Source organism: Spiribacter sp. 2438, from assembly GCF_009676705.1.
GTDB lineage: Bacteria > Pseudomonadota > Gammaproteobacteria > Nitrococcales > Nitrococcaceae > Spiribacter.
On sequence record NZ_CP046046.1, the window covers coordinates 257,733 to 274,689 of the forward strand.

Consider the following 16,957-nt stretch of genomic DNA (forward strand, 5'->3'; position numbering starts at 1 on the left):
CCTCCTGTTCGGGTTGAGCGGGCTTAGGGGCCCTGAAATTCAGCCACCACCGGTGCGTGGTCCGACGGCCGCTCCCGGGCGCGGGGGTCAGCGTCAATGGTGCTGGTCACCAGGTCGCGGGTCAGCGCCGGGCTGGTCAGGATCAGATCAATGCGCAGGCCCCGATTGCGCTTGAAATTGTTCATGCGGTAATCCCACCAGGAAAAGGCCGCCTCGGGCTGTTCGAAGCACCGGTAGCTGTCGCTGAAGCCCAGATCAAGGATGGACGCCAGGGCCTCCCGCTCCGGCGTGGAGCAGAGAATGGTCTCCTCCCATTCCGCCGGGTCGTGGACATCCGCATCCGCCGGCGCAATGTTGAAATCACCGACCACGGCCACCCGTCGGTGGCGCTCCAGCTCATCCTCCAGCCATGCCTTCAGGTGGGCCAGCCAGGTCAGTTTGTACTCGTATTTGTCGGTGCCGACGGCCTTGCCGTTGGGCACGTACAGGTTGATGAAGCGCAGGTCACCCACAGTGGCCGCCAGTACCCGGCGCTGCGGGTCCTCAAACCCTGGGATGTCGAGCATCACCTGCTCCGGTGGGGTGCGGGCCAGCACCGCGACCCCGTTGTAGGTCTTCTGACCCGCGAAGGCCACCTGGTAGCCCGCCGCCTGAATCGCTTCCACGGGAAACTTTTCGTCGGTCAACTTGGTTTCCTGCAGACCCAGCACATCGGGGCGGGCCTCGGCCAGCCAGTCCAGGACATGGGGTAGGCGCACGTTCAGGGAATTGACGTTCCACGAGGCGATTTTCACAGGCGGTGGCTCCAGTGGGTCAGCGGCAGAGCCCATGGATTGTAACCCCTGCGTGTGCGGGACGCAGCGGGCTCATCATCCCCCTCCGTCGCCGCACAGCAGCAGCACCGCGAAATATCCGTCGGGATCGCTCCAGTGGCGATCCAGAGACCAGCCGGCGGCGGCGGCAAGTGTTTGGAAATACGCCAGGCTGTATTTATGCGAGGTTTCCGTGTGGAGGCTCTCGCCGGCGGCCAGCGTGAAAGCCTCTCCCGCCACTTCCACGGTGGTGGTTTTCCGGCAGACCAAATGCATTTCAATCCGTGGGGGGTTCGAAAAATACCGCGCTTCATGATCGAAAGCCTCCGGGTCGAACCCGGTGCCAAGTTCGCGGTTGATCCGGGTCAACAGGTTGCGATTGAAGGCGGCGGTTACGCCCTCCGGGTCATCATAAGCCGGCATCAGGATCTCCGGCGATTTTTCCAGATCGACGCCGACCAGAAAGGCGGCGTCATCGCCCAGCAGCCGTCGGCAGCGGCGCAGCAAAACAACCGCATCGCCTTCCCGCAGATTGCCGATGGTGGACCCCGGGAAAAACCCGACACGGCGAGTGTGGGGCGGTAGCCCCGGCGGCAGGTCGAAATCGCGGGTGAAGTCGGCGACCCGGGGATGCACGGGTACCTCCGGCACCCGGGCGCGCACTTCCTCAACGGCATCGGCAAGGTAATCGGCGGAGATGTCCAGCGGCACATAGCCCGCCGGTGCCGAAAGGGACTGCAGCAGGGGAACGGTTTTGCGACTCGAGCCGCTACCCAGTTCCACCAGCAGGCAACCCGCCGGCAAGGCTGCTGCGATGGCGCCCCGGTGGGCATCGAAAATGCCAAATTCGGTGCGGGTCGGGTAATAGCTCGGCAGTCGGGTAATGGCCTCGAAAAGCTCGGAACCGCGCTGATCGTATAGCCAGGTCGGCGGAATGCTGTGATACGGGTCACGAAGCGCGCTGATCAGGTCATGCTGAAGACGGGTATTCATGGGGTTGGCTCGCTCTGCCGTCACGGGGTTTGCGGCGTGGACGCTTCCGGACTGGTACGAAGTTGCAGATGCCTGCGCATTCGTCGGGCCACGGCGTCAACGGCCATGTTCAATAACGCGGTAATCAGGATGAGCACCATGGCGCGATCAAATCGCATTTGCTGAATGGCGCTGTCGACATAAAAGCCCAGGGAGGCGATGCCAAGGATTCCCAGTATGGCTGTCTCCCGCATGATGATTTCCCAGCGATAGAGCAGGAACGCGAGAAACGGCCGGTAGAGGCGTGGCACCACCTCATGGGTGTAGCGATCGACCCCGCCGACGGCGTCTGGCCGCAGCGACAGTTCGTTGCTTTGGCGCCCCACCAAATGACCGATGATTGCCCCATTGTGAATGGCAAGGGCCACCACCGCGGGCAGCACGGAGGGCCCCCAGAGCTGGAGCAGAATGTAAGCCAGCAGGTATTCCGGGGTTGAGCGGCCGATGATCAGCAGGCTGTGGCCACCCAGACGGGCGATTCGGCCAGCGAAAAGCCGCGAAATCAGGGGGAAGGCCACCAGGGCCAGAGCACCGGTCACCACCAGGGCGATTTGCGTGAGGACCAGGGTGGCGGCGATGCCCGGCAGCGCCTGATGCATCAATAGATCGGTGAGCCATGGTCCAAGCCCGGCCAGCCCCTCGCCATGGCGCAGCGGGGCCGGGACGATGTCCTCGGTGAAGAACCGCTGGGCATTGCCCCAGACAATGGGCAAGCCGGTGCCAAGGAACCAGGGCGCAGCCAGCAGGTACAGGGGCACCAGCCGCGGCCGGACCCAGAGGCGGAGGCTGGCGATGAGTGCGAAAAACAGCAGCAGGAGCATGCCCACTTCACCGTAGACCCCCTCGCCGTAGGCGGTTTCCAGGTAAAAGCCCAGCGTGGGCATGCCCACAAACCCGAGGATCGCGCTGGAGCGCATGCCGCACTCCAGCCGATAACTGGTGTAGGCCATGAGGTTGGCCCAGACATCGGGCACTCGGGCATACCAGAAGGTGGAGATCAGGCCGCTGCCGGCGGGCAGGGTCCGGGCCGGACGGTCATCTCCCTCTTCGAGGATCTCGCTGTAGACCCGGGCAAAAATGGCGGCGTAGGGGAGCGCGATGGCGAGCACGCCGGTGAGGGGGTGAAGGCCAAAAAACTGAAGAAAAATCAGCGCCCAGAAGAGCTCATGAATGCCCCGCAGGAAGGCGCAGGCACCCCGAACCAGCCGACTGTGAAAAATCAGCGCCAGGCCCATGCCCACCACCGCCGCCAGACCCACGCCGGTGAAGGCGAAGGCAACCGTGCGCAACAGAGCGACCGCGGCTGTGTCCAGGGTGGTGAAGTCCGGCTGGATCAGGCCCCGCGCAAAGCGGCCCAGTTCCGCCCAGGGAGAAATGGAGCGAATTTCGAAATCCGCCAGCGCCACGCAGATCAGCGCCACCACCACCAGCCAGACGCTGGTGCGGACCGTGGAGGACGTCCATGCCGCGCCGTCCCCCGGCCGAGGGTCAGTAAAGGGCATCCAGCGCCCCGCTGTCGACATGGTCCGCTGGCGTATCCAGGGCAATCCGCCCGTCACTGATGCCCACCAGCCGCCCGGCATATCGCCGGGCCAGGCTCAGGTCATGCATGGCGATTACCGCGGTTTCGTATTGATCCGTGAGGGCATCCATGACCTGCTCGGCGCGGGGGCCATCCAGCGCCGACACCGGCTCGTCGGCGAGGAGGATCTGTCCACCCTGGAAAAGCGCCCGGGCCACCGCCACCCGTTGTCGTTGGCCACCGGACAGCTCACCGGCCCGGGCCCAGAGGGTTTCGGTCATGTCGATCCGCTCGAGCACTGCCATCACCCCGACTATTTCCCGCCGGAACGGCCGCACCAGGTTGGCCAGGTTGTAGGCGGCGGAGTGCTCCCGCAGCTGGCCCATGTAGACGTTGTGAAACACGCTGAGGGTGTTCACCAGGCCCAGATCCTGGGGCATCAGGGCCATCTCCGGGCGCTGGCGATCATGCAAAAGCGCCAGCAGGGTGGACTTGCCCGCTCCACTGCGGCCCACCAGGGCGACGCGCTCGCCAACGGCAACCCGCAGGTTCAGCGGCCCCAGGACGGTCCGCCCGCCGTAGCGGGCCAGGGCGTCCCGAAGAGTCAGTGCGTCCATCAGTCAATCAGGCCGATGGCGCGGGCGGTCTCTCCCAGTTCTTCGTAATCCTCGTTGGTGACCGGCACGAACTCTCGCCGGGGAAAGCGCTCCAGCAGATCCGGGTCATCCATGCCGAGCAGGGCCTCTCGAACCTGCTCGGTAAAGCCCTCGCCAAAGCGCTGATCCACGTCACCGCGGATGCTCCACTGATAATTCAGGTAGCCCGGGGTCTCCCAGATCACCTGTACCGCCTCCGTGTCGATGTTGCCGGCGGCCAATTCACGCTCCCAGACGGCGTAATTGAGAACGCCCACCTCGTAGCTACCGCTCTCCACCAGCCGCAGGGTCCGGCTGTGGTTCCCGCTGTAGCCCACCCGGGCGAAAATATCGTCGGGGGATTCACCAAAGCGTTCCCGGAGATGAAATTCCGGCATCAGTCGGCCCGATGTGGACACTCTGGAACTGAAAGTGAAAGTCCGATCCCGCAGTGCCTCATCCAGCTGTTCGCTGGGCTCAAGGCCGGTGCTGGAATTGGCGATGAAATAGGAGCGAAACCCCTCGTCTTCGGCTCCCCGGGCGAGGGCTTCGGAGCCGGGCACCCGTGCCCGCGCCTGCAGACCGGTCAGACCGCCGAACCAGGCCAGTTGAACTTGGTTGTTACGAAACGCGCTGACCGCGGCGGCGTAGGATTTCACGGGCACATAGCGCACTTCCACCTCGAGGGCATCCGCCAGATAGTCTCCCACGGCGTCAAACCGCTCCTGAAGGCGGCTTTCATCCTGGTCCGGGATGGCGGTGAAGACGAATACGTCAGCTTTGGCTGGCAGAGCGATAACCAGTGCCAGCAGGGCCAACATGATGAAACGTCGCATTGGAGACTCCTTGTCGTCGGGTTGAGATCAGTTCTGGCGGGCGCAGGTCCGGAAGCCGGCGATGATGTCGTTGCGTCCGGGCGGGAAGAAATTGCGGGTATTAATGTTCAGATGCCGACGCCGGGTGGCCCAGCTGCCGCCGCGCAGCACCCGGCGATTGTCCTCGAACCATGGGGCCGAGTAGTCCGCGTAAAGATCGGCGCTGAAACCCGGGTAGGGTCCGAAGGGTGAGGCGGTCCACTCCCAGACGTTGCCCAGCATCTGCCGGCAGCCCAGGGCGCTGTCGCCATCGGCAAGACCTGCCACATCGACACAGCCGAGACGGTAACCATCGGTGTTGGCATGATGCAGTTGCCCGGCGTCCTGTCCCCAGGGGTAGAGGCGCTTGCCATCGGCCAGGCCATTCACGGCGGGGGCACGGCTGGCCGCAACTTCCCATTCCACTTCGCTGGGCAGCCGCCGCCCGGCCCAGTCACAGTAGGCCTGCGCTTCGTGCCAGCTGACATGGGCCACCGGCGCATTCGGCTGCATGGGTAGCCAGCGGTCGAAATGGCGCACCTCCCAGCCCTGGGGCCCGGTCCGCCAATACACCGGTGCCTCGAGCTCGTTTTCCTGAAGCCAGGCCCAGCCGGCCGCCGACCAGAAGCTCGCTGTTTGGTAGCCGCCCGCCTCGACGAAGGCCGCAAATTCCGCCTGGGTTACCGGTGCGCGGGCAATTCGAAAGGGCGCCACGTCAACCGTGTGACAGGTCTTTTCGTTATCAAATCGAAACGGGACCGTCTCATCGGCCCCCAGCGCATGGGTTCCGCCGGGTACCGTCACGTCGCCGGGGAGGGGGCCATCGCCGGGATCCGGGAGCGGCTGCGGCAACGTCAGCACCGGGGCGGCGTCCGCCAGGGTCTGGCGAGTGTAGGCAAACGCCTCGCCATGCATGTCTTCATGAAAAACCGCCAACTGCCAGACATAGCTGGTGGCCGCATCGGCGGTGCCTGATGGCAGCCGCGCCGCCATTTGATCGCGAACCTGCCGCAGGTAGGTCAGGGTGTCATCCATGGTGGGCAGGGAAAGCTCCCAGCGGTCATCGTGCTCGACGCCCATGGAGTCATAGAGGCGTTCGGCGTCGGCGATCTGATAATCCGTCTCGCCGTGCAGCTGATGGAGGAAGAAGTGATCATAGAAAAACCCGACATGGCCGATCTCCCATTGCGGAGGATTGACGATGCTAAGCTTCGGGCCGAGCCGACGTTCCGCTGGCAGGTCACCGGTGAGCTGCCGGGTCCGCTGGCGGGCGTCATCGAGCATGGCGAGCAGGGTTTCGGAGGCGACAGGATGAGTCGGTGGTGTCTGAATCATCGCGGGCTCCTGGTCGACGGTGGTGCATGAAAATCGGATTGATCACACCGGCGGCGCCCCGCTCCCGGGCGGGGAATCGGGCCACGGCCACTCGCTGGGCCCGCCTGCTGCGGGAGGCAGGTCATCGGGTCAGTGTCCGGGAGGCCTGGCGGCCGGGAGACCCCGGCTTTGATGTCATGCTGGCCCTGCATGCCTGGCGAAGCGCAGAGAGCATTGCGGCCTATGCCGCCCGCTGGCCCGGGCGGCCACTGATTGTGGTGCTCACCGGCACCGATACTTACCGGTTTCAGCACAGCGACCCCGGCGTGACCCTGGCGAGTCTTGAAAAAGCCCATGGACTGATCGGTCTTCACGACCATGTTCATCGCGACATCCCGGCCCGATTTCACGACCGTCTGGCGATTGTCCGCCAGTCGGCGACTCCGCTGCCGGCGAGTTACCGCCGGCCCTCGGCGGGCGCCTTCGATGTCTGTGTCGTTGGCCATCTGCGGGAAGAAAAGGACAGCCTGCGGGCGGCCAGGGCCGCGCGGGATCTGCCGCCGGAGTCCCGCCTTCGCATCCGGCAGGCCGGCCGGGCGCACAGCCCCGACTGGGCAGCAGCGGCGGAAGCGGAAATGCGCATCAACCCGCGTTTTGTCTGGCATGGCGAGATTGGTCAGGGTGGCGTCCGGCGTCTCTACGCCCGCAGCCGGGCGATGGTGATCAGCTCGGTGATGGAAGGCGGTGCCAATGTGGTCTCTGAAGCCTGCGTGGCGGGATTGCCGGTGCTGGCCAGCCGGATTCCCGGCAACACCGGGCTCCTGGGAGACGACTATCCGGGGTTCTATCCGCCCCGGGACACCCTGGCGCTCCGTGTTCTGATGCAGCGGGCGGAACGGGAGCCCGATTATCTGCAGCAACTGACGGCTCACTGTCGGGCAATGGCGGCGCGGTTCACGCCCCGGGCGGAGAGGTTGGCCCTCAGGCGGGCGATTGATCAGGCCATGCGATAACGTCATGGATTGAGTTGAATGGGCTCCAGGCCCTCTCCCTGAGCGCTCACCTGACCAATCACCGCGGTGTGGGGATAGCCCAGGGACCTGAGCTCACGCACACAGGCGTCGGCCCGGTCCGCCGGAATGCTGGCCAGTAGCCCACCAGCGGTCTGGGGGTCGAACACCAGAGGGTAGCGGGGGTGATCCTTCACCGCACCCGGGTTACGGATGGCCCGCCGCAGTCGAACGTTGGCCGGTTGCAGAGAGCTGAGAATGCCCGCGGCCACCGTCTCTTCGGCACCGTCCAGCACCGGCAGCGAGGACAACTCCAGCGTTGCGTCGACTCCGGAAGGTCGTGTCATCTCCACCAGATGCCCCAGCAGGCCGAAGCCGGTGAGATCCGTGCAGGCAGTGGCCCCCTGCTGATGCAGGCACCCGGCGGCCTGGCGATTGGACTGGCGCATGGACTGCAGCGCGCCGTCGATCCATCGCCCGCGCGTGGCCAGTCGAGCATGAGCGGCAAACAGGGTGCCCGTGCCGATGGGCTTGGTCAGCACCAGCGCATCGCCGGGCTGCATGCCGCTCTTGCGCATGATGTCTTCCGCCCGATCATCAATCAGGCCATTGACGGCAAACCCCAGCGCCAACTCCTGCCCCTCGCCGGTGTGTCCGCCCACCAGAGCGCAGTCGGCATCGTTAAGGATCTCCAGAGCGCCGGCCATCATCTGGTAGACGGTGTCCTCCACCTTGGCTTCCAACCCCTGGGGCACGGTTGCCACGGCGGTGGCGGTCTGCGCTTCCGCGCCCATGGCAAAAATATCGCCAAGCGCGTGGTTGGCGGCGATCTGGCCGAAGATATAGGGGTCGTCCACAAAGGCGCGGAAAAAATCCACGGTGTGGACCAGCGCTTTGCCCGGGGGAATTCGCACCACGGCGGCGTCATCCGGGGCATGCAAGCCGATCAGCACGTCATCCCGTTCAACCGGCTGAAGCGCACCCAGCGCCCGCGACAGCGTGGAGGCGCCCACTTTCGCGCCACAGCCGCCACACCGCATGGCGACTGCCGATAGGGCCTGTCGTGCTTCCTCGCCTTCCAGCGCGACCCGGGATCGCGGCCCGGAGGATTCGCTCTCCTCCATCGGGGGCAGGTCGCTGAAACGCGCCATGAACCGCCGATCGATCCAGTCTTTCCAGTGCCAGAGCGCCCGGCCCTCGGCACCCAGGGCACCCCGGGATGCCACCGCGTAGCGATCGCCGGTGCTGATCAGCGCCAGCCAGCGCCGCTGCGGCCGATAGGGCCGGGGCTCCCGATCCTCCACGGAGAACCTCAGGTTGCGAGCCAGGGGCGGTCCCTGTCGGACGGCGAAAACGCCGGCTTTCTCCCGGGGGTGGTTGATCATGGTGGCGATGTCCCCGGCGGCAAACACTGCCGGGTCGGTGACGGTCTGCAGGGTGTCCGTCACCTGAATGAAACCGTTGTCGTCCAGGGCCAGCCCGGTGTCCCGAAGCCAGGGGGCTCCGCCCGCCCGGGTGACCCAGACCACCTCATCCGCCGGGTACTGCTGACCGTCGCGGGTCTGCAGACCGCTCGCCTCGACGGCGGTGACCTCGGCGTTGCAGTGCACGGCCACACCGCGCTCTGCGAGGACACGGGCAAACCGCTGGCGGACATTGGCCGCATGGGTGGGCAGCACGCTCTGGCCCCGGGTGAACAGGGCGAACTGCAGCCGATCCGGATTCTGTCCCCGGGCCTGCATTTCACTTCGCAGCCGGTACTGCATGGCCAGCAGCAGTTCGACGCCGCCGGCGCCACCGCCCACCACGGCAATGCGAAGCCCGTTGGTGGCCGAGCGCACGCGCTCGAGCAGCGCCAGCCAGCGATGGTTGAACCGGTGGATGGGCTTGACGGCGACGGCATGATCCGATGCCCCGCTGGCGCCGGCCAGTTGCGGCGTCGAGCCGATGTTGATGGACAGTCGGTCGTAGGGCACCGGCGGCCGATCGCTGCAGAGCACCTGACCGGCCTGGCGGTCCAGCCCGACGGCCTCACTGGAGAGGAAGCGGGCGCCGGCAAACTCCGCCAGACGGCGCAGATCGATGTGCACGTCGTCATAGCCGTAGTGGCCCGCCACATAGCCGGGCAGCATGCCCGAGTACGGGGTGTGGGTATCCCGGCAGATCAGGGTCAGACGCACCCCCGGGGCGGGCTTCATGCCAAAACGTCTGAGAACGCCCACGTGGCTGTGGCCGCCTCCCACCAGAACGATGTCCCGGAGGACCGGCTGTGAAGAATGCTGCATGGATTGCTCGGTTGCTCAGGCAGTCAGGCCACTGGCTTTGAGTAGCGGCTCGATGCTGGGTTCCCGACCCCGGAAGTCGCGGAACAGTTTGGCCGCGTCCTCCGATCCTCCCTTCTCCAGAATGTGCTCCAGGAAGGCGCGACCCGTGACCGGATTGAAAATGCCTTCCTCGGTGAATCGCGCAAACGCGTCAGCGGACAGGACTTCCGCCCACTTGTAGCTGTAGTAGCCCGCGGCATAGCCGCCCGCAAAGATGTGCGCAAAGCTGTTGGGGAAGCGATTGAACGCCGGGGGCCGAACCACCGCCACCTGGTCGCGCACCTCATCAAGCAGCGGGAATATCCGCTCGCCGGCGGTGCGGTCGTGTTCGACATGCAGGCGCAGATCGAACAGCGAAAATTCCAGCTGACGGACCATCTGCATGGCTGCCTGAAAGTGACGGGCGGCGGTCATGCGCTCGAAGAGGGACGCGGGGATCGGTTCGTCGGTCTGGTAATGGCGGGCAAAGAGATCCAGCGCTTCCCGTTCCCAGCACCAGTTCTCCAGGAACTGGCTGGGCAGCTCCACCGCGTCCCAGGCCACGCCGCTGATGCCGGCGACGCTGGCGGCGTCCACCCGGGTGAGCATGTGGTGGAGCCCGTGACCGAACTCGTGGAACAGCGTCTCCACCTCGCCGTGGGTAATGAGCGCCGGCTGTCCTCCCACCGGGGGCGTGAAGTTGCAGGTCAGAAATGCCACCGGCGTCTGCACCTCACCCTCATGGTTCATGCGCCCCCGCGCCGTGGCCATCCAGGCCCCACCCCGCTTGTGGGAGCGGGCGTAAAGGTCGGTATAGAACTGGCCCCGCAGTTCGCCATTGGCGTCGTGGATCTCATAAAAGCGCACCTCATCGTGCCAGGTGTCGACGTCGTCCCGGGGGGTGATGTGAATGCTGAAGAGCCGCTCTACCACGTCGAACAGCCCCGCCATGACCCGATCGGCCTGAAACCAGGGGCGCAGATCCTCCGGCGAGAGGCGATGCCGGGTCTCCCGCAACCGCTCACTGTAGTAGCCCACATCCCAGGCCGGCAGCGATTCAATGCCGTCGCGCTCGCTGGCAAAGGCTGTCAGCTCGGCGTATTCCCGCTCGGCTGCAGGTTTTGCCCGCGTGGCGAGGTCCTCGAGAAAATCCACTACCTGCCGGGCCGAGTCCGCCATCTTCGGGGCCAGCGACAACTCGGCGTAGTTGGGATAGCCCAGCAGCTCCGCCTGCTCCTGGCGCAGATCCAGGATCTCGCTCATGATCGGATGGTTATCCCAGCGACCGCCATGGGGGCCCGCGTCCGAGGCCCGGGTGGTGAAGGCTTCGTAAACTTCCCGTCGCAGGGCGGGGTTGTGGGCATGCGCCAGCACCGCCTGGACCACGGGCATGTCCAGACTGATGCGCCAGCCGTCGGCCCCGGCCGTCTCGGCGTTCTGCCGCATGACACCCAGCGCGGACTCGGGGATGCCGGCCACCTCGTCCGGGTCGCTGGTGTCCCGATGCCAGGCATCGGTGGCATCCAGCAGATTTTCCTGGAATTTGGACGCCAGCTCGGCCAGACGGGCGGCAATGGCGGCGTATCGCTGCTTGGCCGATGCCTCCAGCGCAACCCCGGCCAGCTCGAAATCGCGCAGCGCATTGTCGACGCTCTGACGCTGGGCCTGATCCAGCCGCGGGTATTCATCGCCGTCGCGAAGCTGCCGAAACGCCGCATAAAGATCGGTGTTCTGACCCATCTCGGTGGAATAGGCGGAGAGCAGTGGCAGACAGGCGTTGTAAGCCTCCCGCAGGGCTTCGCTGTTCATGACCGCATTCAGGTGGGACACCGGCGACCAGACTTTCTCCAGCCGGTCCTCCAGGCGCTCCAGTGGCGCCACCAGACCCTGCCAGGTGGCAGGCACCGGGTCGGTGGTGAGCTCGGCAATGGCCGCCCGATTGTCCGCCAGTACCTGTTCGATGGCGGGTTTGACGTGTTCCGGGCGAATGTCGGAGAAGCGGGGCAGGTCGGATTCAGCCAGCAGCGGATTGGTCATGGTGTGAATCGTCTTTCCTTCAATGTCATCACCGTCAGGGTCTGTCAGAATGAGGGATCCCAACACAGCGAGCAACCGGGGTTTGACCATGACCAAAGGGCAGGGCGCCTACGATCTGATCTGCATTGGCGGCGGTAGTGGCGGCATTGCCACGGCCCGGCGGGCGGCGGCCCACGGGGCGCGCTGCGCGGTGATCGAGTCGGACCGGCTAGGGGGCACCTGCGTCAACGTGGGCTGCGTGCCCAAAAAGGTGATGTGGCAGGCGGCCCATGCCGCCGAGGTCATGGAGCGGGCCGGTGACTACGGCTTCTCCGGCGTTTCGCCTCGGCTGGACTGGGGGGCGCTGGTGAGTGCCCGGGATGCCTACATCCGGCGACTGAACGGCATCTACGAGCGCAATCTCGACAAGTCGGAGGTGGACTTCATCAGCGGGTATGCCCGCTTTGTTGACGCCCACACCGTAGCGGTGGACGGGCAGCACTATCAGGCGGAACGATTCGTAATCGCCACCGGTGGAGTGCCGGGTCGGCCGGGGATTCCGGGGGGTGACCTGGGGATCGATTCCGACGGCTTCTTCGCCATGCCAGACCGACCGGAAAAAGTGGCTGTGGTGGGCGCGGGCTACATCGCGGTGGAGCTCGCCGGCGTGCTGCATCAGCTGGGCAGTGACGTCTCGCTGGTGGTGCGACGGGAGCGGCCCCTGCGCAGCTTTGACGAGGCCATTCAGGAGGCTTATGTCCACAGCACCACCCAGCATGGTCCCACCCTGGTCAATCACTTCACCCCCAGTGGGCTGGAGGCCGCCTGGGGGGGATACACCCTGCATGCCGAGGACGGCCGAACCCTGGAGGGGCTGGACCAGGTGATCTGGGCGGTGGGACGGCTGGCCAACACCGACGAACTGGGCCTGGAGGCCGCCGGTGTCCGCACCGGCGACGGCGGCATTATTCCCGTGGACCCGTGGCAGGCCACCAACCAGCCGCACATTTTCGCCCTGGGGGATGTCACCGACAATCCCTATCCCCTGACGCCGGTGGCCATTGCCGCCGGCCGCCGGCTGGCGGATCGCGTCTGGGGTGGCCACGCAGAACGGCGCCTGGACTACCGCGACGTGCCGACGGTGGTGTTCACCCATCCCCCCATCGGCATGGTGGGAATGACCGAGGCCGAGGCTCGAGAGCAGCACGGTGACCAGGTACGGATCTATCAGGCGGGATTTGTGCCCATGGACTTCGCCCTGGCGCCCGCCGAAGCCAAGCAGCGCAGCACCATGAAGCTGGTCTGTGTCGGTGCCGAGGAGCGGGTGGTGGGTATCCACCTGTTTGGTGTCGGCAGCGATGAGATGCTGCAGGGGTTCGCGGTGGCGTTGCGCATGGGGGCCACTAAAGCCGATCTGGATGACACCGTCGCCATCCATCCCACGGCCGCCGAAGAACTGGTCACCATGACCTGAGCCGAGGGAGGCGTTCATGATCGAACCGTTCGAAGGCATTCACCCGCAGATCCCGGACTCCGCCTGGATTCACGACGCGGCGGTGGTCATCGGCGACGTCCGTCTGGGCGAGGCGGTGTCGATATGGCCCACGGCGGTTCTGCGTGGCGATGTACACACCATCGAGGTGGGCGGGCAGACCAATATTCAGGACGGCGCCGTGGTTCATGTGGCCCACGAGGGGCCCTATCAGAAAGGCCATCCGGCGGTGATCGGCGAGCAGGTGACCGTCGGGCACCGTGCCGTTGTGCACGCCTGCCGGATCGGCGATCGGGTGCTGGTGGGCATGGGGGCCATCGTGCTGGACGGTGCCGTGGTCGAGGATGACGTGATCATCGGTGCCAACACGCTGGTGCCGCCCGGGCAGCGCCTGGAGAGCGGCCATCTCTACCTGGGCACCCCGGCCCGGGCGGTGCGGGCGATCACCGACACCGAGCGGGAGCAGCTGCCCTACTCAGCCGAGCATTATGTGCGGTTAATGAACCGGCACCGCTAAACGGTTACGGCCGGGTGTCGTGGCGCAACGCCTCGATCACCGGCTCGGTGCTGGGACGGATCCGCCGCCACAACTCGAACGAGGCCGCGCCCTGCTCGACCAGCATGCCGAGGCCGTCGCGGCTGCGAAAGGCCCCATGGGCGCTGGCCCAGCGCAAAAACGGGGTGGGCTCGGCGCCATAGAGCATGTCATAGGCCGTGGCCCCCTCCGCCACAATCGAGGCCGGCAGATCCGGCACTTGGCCGTCCAGCCCGCTGGAGGTGGCGTTAATCACCACCTCGAAGCGCTCGGACGCCAGGTCTTCGAGCCCGCAGCCCTCGATGCTGCCCAGATCGTCAAACTCCGCCGCCAGTTGCCGCGCCCTGGTCGGCGTGCGGTTGGCCACCACCAGGGTGGCGGGCTGCTCCGCGAGCAACGCCCCGACCACGCCGCGGGCTGCGCCCCCGGCCCCCACCAACAGCAGGCGCTTGCCGGCGAGCCCCACCCCCAGGTTATTGCGCAGATCATTGACCAGGCCTTCCCCGTCGGTGTTGTCGCCATAGATGACCTCGCCGAGGATTAGCGTGTTGACGGCGCCAGCCCGCTCGGCCCGTTCACTGCGCTGTCCCGACAGGGACCAGGCCTCCTGCTTGAACGGCACGGTGACGTTGGCACCGCTGCCGCCGGCGGCCTGGAAGTCGGCTACCGCCTGGGCGAAACCCTCCAGCGGTGGCTCAATGCGCTCGTACTCCAGCTGCTGGGCGGTTTCCTCGGCAAACAGCTGATGGATGCGGGGTGAAAGGGAATGGCCAACCGGATGGCCAAAAACGGCATAACGATCCATGGAATACCTCGCGATGGGCGGGTTTCAGTGGTCGGCCAGCCAGCCGGCCACGTCCTTGGCAAAGTAAGTGAGCACGGCGTCGGCCCCGGCGCGCTTGAAGCCCAGCAGGGCCTCCACGACGCAGGCGCGGCGGTCCAGCCAGCCGTTTTCGAAGGCGGCGTTGAGCATGGCGTACTCACCGCTCACCTGGTAGGCGAAGGTGGGTACCTGGAACTGGTCCCGGACCCGGCGAATGACGTCCAGATAGGGCATGCCCGGTTTGATCATGATCATGTCGGCACCCTCGGCCAGATCCAGCGCCACTTCCCGAAGCGCCTCGAAGCCGTTTCCGGGATCCATCTGGTAGGTGCGCTTGTCGCCGCTGCCCAGGTTGCCGGCGGAACCCACCGCATCCCGGAAGGGCCCATAAAACGCCGAAGCATACTTGGCGGCATACGCCAGGATTCGGGTTTCGTGAAAGCGATCCGCTTCGAGGGCGGCCCGAATGGCGCCAACCCGGCCATCCATCATGTCCGACGGGGCGACGATGTCGCTGCCGGCTTCGGCATGGGAGCGCGCCTGTTTCACCAGGGCCTTGAGGGTAATGTCGTTGGCCACATAGCCGTGCTCGTCCAGCAATCCGTCCTGGCCATGGCGGGTGAAGGGATCCAGCGCCACATCGGTGATGATGCCGAGGGTCGGTACGCGGGCCTTGACGGCGCGAACGGCGCGCTGGGCCAGTCCGTCGGGGTTCCAGGCTTCCGCCGCATCGTCGCTTTTGGCCTCGGCGGGAGTCACCGGAAACAGCGCGATGGCGGGGACACCCAGCGCCGCCAGCGTCTCTGCCTCCTGTTCCAGGCGATCGATGCTGAGTCGCTGGATGCCCGGCATGGAGGGCACGGGCTCCACGGTGTCATGGCCTTCAATGACGAAAACCGGCTGGATCAGGTCGTCAACGCTGAGCTGATTCTCGCGCACCAGACGCCGCGTGAACTCGTCGCGGCGCAGGCGCCGGGGGCGAGTCGCTGGGTAGGTCTGGCCGGTGGGATGGCTCAATGTCTGCTCTCCTCGGCGATCGTTCTGTGACTTGTCAGTATGCAACGTGGCCCCCGGCTCTCCCAAACCCCCCACGGGATCTCAGGCGGCGGGGCGACGGGGTAGCCGTTGCAGCGCCCAGTCCAGCACCTGCTTGACCCTCGGGGCGGCCAGTCGGTAGGCAGTGGCCTCGTCCACCCAGCGCCATTCGTGGTGCTCCGGGGTGCCCAGTTCCGGGGCGATGCCCAGAACGACGGCTTCCGTGCGGGTTTCCGCCAGGTAGTATCGGGCCACCTTGCCCCGGGCATAGGGGCCGGTTTCGGTGTAGTCCTCGCCCCAGCTGAAGCGCAAGTCAATGATGCCGGTTTCTTCCCGGACTTCCCGGCGGGCGGCCTCCAGCGGGGTTTCGCCGGATTCCTGACGGCCTTTCGGGAAATCCCAGTACTGGTAGGCCCGCAGCAGGAGATAGCGCCATTCGTTGCCCTCCGGGCGCACCGTAATGACGCCACAGGAGAGCACACGACGGCGCCGGTTATTCATGGAGGGCGGGGCTCAACTCATGGACCGCGTCCACCATGGCCCTGACGTGGTCCGGCGGGATCTGCGGGTGAACGCCATGCCCCAGATTGAAGACATGGCCGCTGCCGGCGCCGAACTCATTCAGGACCCGCCGGACTTCGTCCCGGATGGTGGCTGGACTGGCGTAAAGGGTGCTGGGATCAAGATTGCCCTGCAGGGCCACCCGATCACCGGTCCGGCGTCGAGCTTCATCCAGGGAAATGGTCCAGTCGAGACCCAGTCCGTCAGCGCCGCAGTCGGCGATTCGCTCGATCCAGAGGCCACCGCCCTTGGTGAAAAACACCACCGGCACTCGCCGGCCATCGTGCTGCCGGATCAGTCCGTCGATGACCTGACGCGCATAGGCCAGGGAAAACCGCTCATAGGCATCATGGGCCAGCGCGCCGCCCCAGGTGTCGAAAATCATCAATGCCTGGGCGCCGGCTTCGACCTGGGCGTTCAGGTAGTCGGTCACCGCCCGGGCGGTCTTGTCCAACAGCTCATGCAGTACCGCTGGCTGGTCATAGGCCAGCGCCTTGATATGGCGAAAGTCCTTGCTGCTGGCGCCTTCGACCATGTAAGTGCCCAGCGTCCAGGGGCTGCCGGAGAACCCGATCAGCGGCACCGACCCCGCCAGCTCACGGCGGATCCGGCTGACCGCGTCGGTGACATAGCGCAGTGACTCGTGGACGTCGGGCACCGGCAGAGCCCGAACCGCGGCAGCGTCCCGCACCGGGCGCTCGAAGCGGGGGCCTTCACCCGGCTCGAAATAAAGCCCCAGACCCATGGCGTCGGGCACCGTCAGGATGTCCGAAAAAAGAATGGCGGCGTCCAGGTCGAAGCGGCGCAGCGGCTGCATGGTGACTTCGCAGGCCAGCTCCGCATTGCGACAGAGATCCATAAAACTGCCGGCTTCGGCGCGGACTTCGCGGTATTCCGGCAGATAGCGGCCGGCCTGACGCATGATCCAGACCGGTGTGCGGTCCACCGGCTCGCGACAAAGGGCCCGCAACAACCGGTCGTTGAGGAGATCGCTCATCCGCTGCGCCGGCGTT

15 protein-coding genes are annotated in these 16,957 nt (G+C 65.9%); 3 read left to right on the top strand and 12 right to left on the bottom strand.

The window, feature by feature from the left end; all coding sequences use genetic code 11:
* Positions 1-23 precede the first annotated feature (23 nt).
* The 6 genes from xth to senA all read right to left on the bottom strand — a co-directional run bounded on the left by xth (position 24) and on the right by senA (position 6,190).
* Complete coding sequence (xth, locus tag GJ672_RS01300; RefSeq protein ID WP_154295517.1) at positions 24-794, bottom strand: exodeoxyribonuclease III; 771 nt, start codon at positions 792-794, stop codon at positions 24-26.
* Positions 795-869: 75 nt separating this feature from the next.
* Positions 870-1,805, bottom strand: a complete 936-nt coding sequence (gene egtD, locus GJ672_RS01305) for an L-histidine N(alpha)-methyltransferase (RefSeq protein ID WP_154295518.1) — start codon at positions 1,803-1,805, stop codon at positions 870-872.
* A 20-nt stretch (positions 1,806-1,825) separates the two neighbouring features.
* Entirely contained in the window at positions 1,826-3,367 is a 1,542-nt protein-coding gene (locus GJ672_RS01310) for an ABC transporter permease (protein ID WP_229381910.1), read from the bottom strand.
* Entirely contained in the window at positions 3,333-3,983 is a 651-nt protein-coding gene (locus tag GJ672_RS01315) for an ATP-binding cassette domain-containing protein (protein WP_154295519.1), read from the bottom strand. Before GJ672_RS01315 ends, GJ672_RS01310 begins: the two co-directional genes overlap by 35 nt.
* Positions 3,983-4,837 (bottom strand): putative selenate ABC transporter substrate-binding protein, encoded by an 855-nt coding sequence (locus GJ672_RS01320; RefSeq protein ID WP_229381911.1) that lies wholly within the window; start codon positions 4,835-4,837, stop codon positions 3,983-3,985. Before GJ672_RS01320 ends, GJ672_RS01315 begins: the two co-directional genes overlap by 1 nt.
* 27 nt (positions 4,838-4,864) lie before the next feature.
* Positions 4,865-6,190: a selenoneine synthase SenA gene (gene senA, locus GJ672_RS01325; RefSeq protein WP_154295520.1), complete on the bottom strand. Its 1,326-nt coding sequence runs from the start codon at positions 6,188-6,190 to the stop codon at positions 4,865-4,867.
* 26 nt (positions 6,191-6,216) lie between these two features.
* Here senA and senB point away from each other — a divergent pair, with 26 nt between their 5' ends.
* Positions 6,217-7,182, top strand: coding sequence for a selenoneine biosynthesis selenosugar synthase SenB (gene senB, locus GJ672_RS01330; protein WP_154295521.1), 966 nt, complete (start codon positions 6,217-6,219; stop codon positions 7,180-7,182).
* A 2-nt stretch (positions 7,183-7,184) separates the two neighbouring features.
* Here the strand turns inward: senB and selD are convergent, their stop codons facing one another.
* On the bottom strand, positions 7,185-9,464 hold the full coding sequence (selD, locus tag GJ672_RS01335) for a selenide, water dikinase SelD (protein WP_154295522.1): 2,280 nt from the start codon (positions 9,462-9,464) through the stop codon (positions 7,185-7,187).
* 15 nt (positions 9,465-9,479) lie between these two features.
* A complete protein-coding gene (gene prlC, locus GJ672_RS01340; protein WP_154295523.1) occupies positions 9,480-11,519 on the bottom strand; it encodes an oligopeptidase A in 2,040 nt (679 codons plus the stop codon).
* A gap of 88 nt (positions 11,520-11,607) precedes the next feature.
* On the opposite strand from prlC, the gene gorA reads away from it, so the two are divergent.
* The gene (gorA, locus tag GJ672_RS01345; RefSeq protein WP_154295524.1) at positions 11,608-12,972 is read left to right on the top strand and encodes a glutathione-disulfide reductase; all 1,365 of its coding nucleotides are present in this window, start codon (positions 11,608-11,610) and stop codon (positions 12,970-12,972) included.
* A 16-nt stretch (positions 12,973-12,988) separates the two neighbouring features.
* Positions 12,989-13,507: a gamma carbonic anhydrase family protein gene (locus tag GJ672_RS01350; protein ID WP_154295525.1), complete on the top strand. Its 519-nt coding sequence runs from the start codon at positions 12,989-12,991 to the stop codon at positions 13,505-13,507.
* Positions 13,508-13,511: 4 nt separating this feature from the next.
* Here the strand turns inward: GJ672_RS01350 and aroE are convergent, their stop codons facing one another.
* The 4 genes from aroE to hemE all read right to left on the bottom strand — a co-directional run bounded on the left by aroE (position 13,512) and on the right by hemE (position 16,941).
* Complete coding sequence (gene aroE, locus GJ672_RS01355; protein ID WP_154295526.1) at positions 13,512-14,330, bottom strand: shikimate dehydrogenase; 819 nt, start codon at positions 14,328-14,330, stop codon at positions 13,512-13,514.
* Positions 14,331-14,354: 24 nt separating this feature from the next.
* Positions 14,355-15,365 (bottom strand): porphobilinogen synthase, encoded by a 1,011-nt coding sequence (hemB, locus tag GJ672_RS01360; protein ID WP_154295527.1) that lies wholly within the window; start codon positions 15,363-15,365, stop codon positions 14,355-14,357.
* An 81-nt stretch (positions 15,366-15,446) separates the two neighbouring features.
* Positions 15,447-15,884, bottom strand: coding sequence for an NUDIX domain-containing protein (locus tag GJ672_RS01365; RefSeq protein WP_154295528.1), 438 nt, complete (start codon positions 15,882-15,884; stop codon positions 15,447-15,449).
* Positions 15,877-16,941 carry a uroporphyrinogen decarboxylase gene (gene hemE / locus GJ672_RS01370; RefSeq protein ID WP_154295529.1) on the bottom strand — a complete coding sequence of 355 codons (1,065 nt, stop codon included), beginning with the start codon at positions 16,939-16,941 and terminating at the stop codon, positions 15,877-15,879. Before hemE ends, GJ672_RS01365 begins: the two co-directional genes overlap by 8 nt.
* Positions 16,942-16,957 lie beyond the last annotated feature (16 nt).

Excerpts from the sequence above, each read along its gene's own strand:
- egtD (WP_154295518.1), bottom strand. The coding sequence starts at position 1,805 with ATGAATACCCGTCTTCAGCATGACCTGATCAGCGCGCTTCGTGACCCG.
- GJ672_RS01310 (WP_229381910.1), bottom strand. The coding sequence starts at position 3,367 with ATGTCGACAGCGGGGCGCTGGATGCCCTTTACTGACCCTCGGCCGGGG.
- GJ672_RS01315 (WP_154295519.1), bottom strand. The coding sequence starts at position 3,983 with ATGGACGCACTGACTCTTCGGGACGCCCTGGCCCGCTACGGCGGGCGG.
- GJ672_RS01320 (WP_229381911.1), bottom strand. The coding sequence starts at position 4,837 with ATGCGACGTTTCATCATGTTGGCCCTGCTGGCACTGGTTATCGCTCTG.
- senA (WP_154295520.1), bottom strand. The coding sequence starts at position 6,190 with ATGATTCAGACACCACCGACTCATCCTGTCGCCTCCGAAACCCTGCTC.
- senB (WP_154295521.1), top strand. The coding sequence starts at position 6,217 with ATGAAAATCGGATTGATCACACCGGCGGCGCCCCGCTCCCGGGCGGGG.
- selD (WP_154295522.1), bottom strand. The coding sequence starts at position 9,464 with ATGCAGCATTCTTCACAGCCGGTCCTCCGGGACATCGTTCTGGTGGGA.
- prlC (WP_154295523.1), bottom strand. The coding sequence starts at position 11,519 with ATGACCAATCCGCTGCTGGCTGAATCCGACCTGCCCCGCTTCTCCGAC.
- gorA (WP_154295524.1), top strand. The coding sequence starts at position 11,608 with ATGACCAAAGGGCAGGGCGCCTACGATCTGATCTGCATTGGCGGCGGT.
- GJ672_RS01350 (WP_154295525.1), top strand. The coding sequence starts at position 12,989 with ATGATCGAACCGTTCGAAGGCATTCACCCGCAGATCCCGGACTCCGCC.
- aroE (WP_154295526.1), bottom strand. The coding sequence starts at position 14,330 with ATGGATCGTTATGCCGTTTTTGGCCATCCGGTTGGCCATTCCCTTTCA.
- GJ672_RS01365 (WP_154295528.1), bottom strand. The coding sequence starts at position 15,884 with ATGAATAACCGGCGCCGTCGTGTGCTCTCCTGTGGCGTCATTACGGTG.
- hemE (WP_154295529.1), bottom strand. The coding sequence starts at position 16,941 with ATGAGCGATCTCCTCAACGACCGGTTGTTGCGGGCCCTTTGTCGCGAG.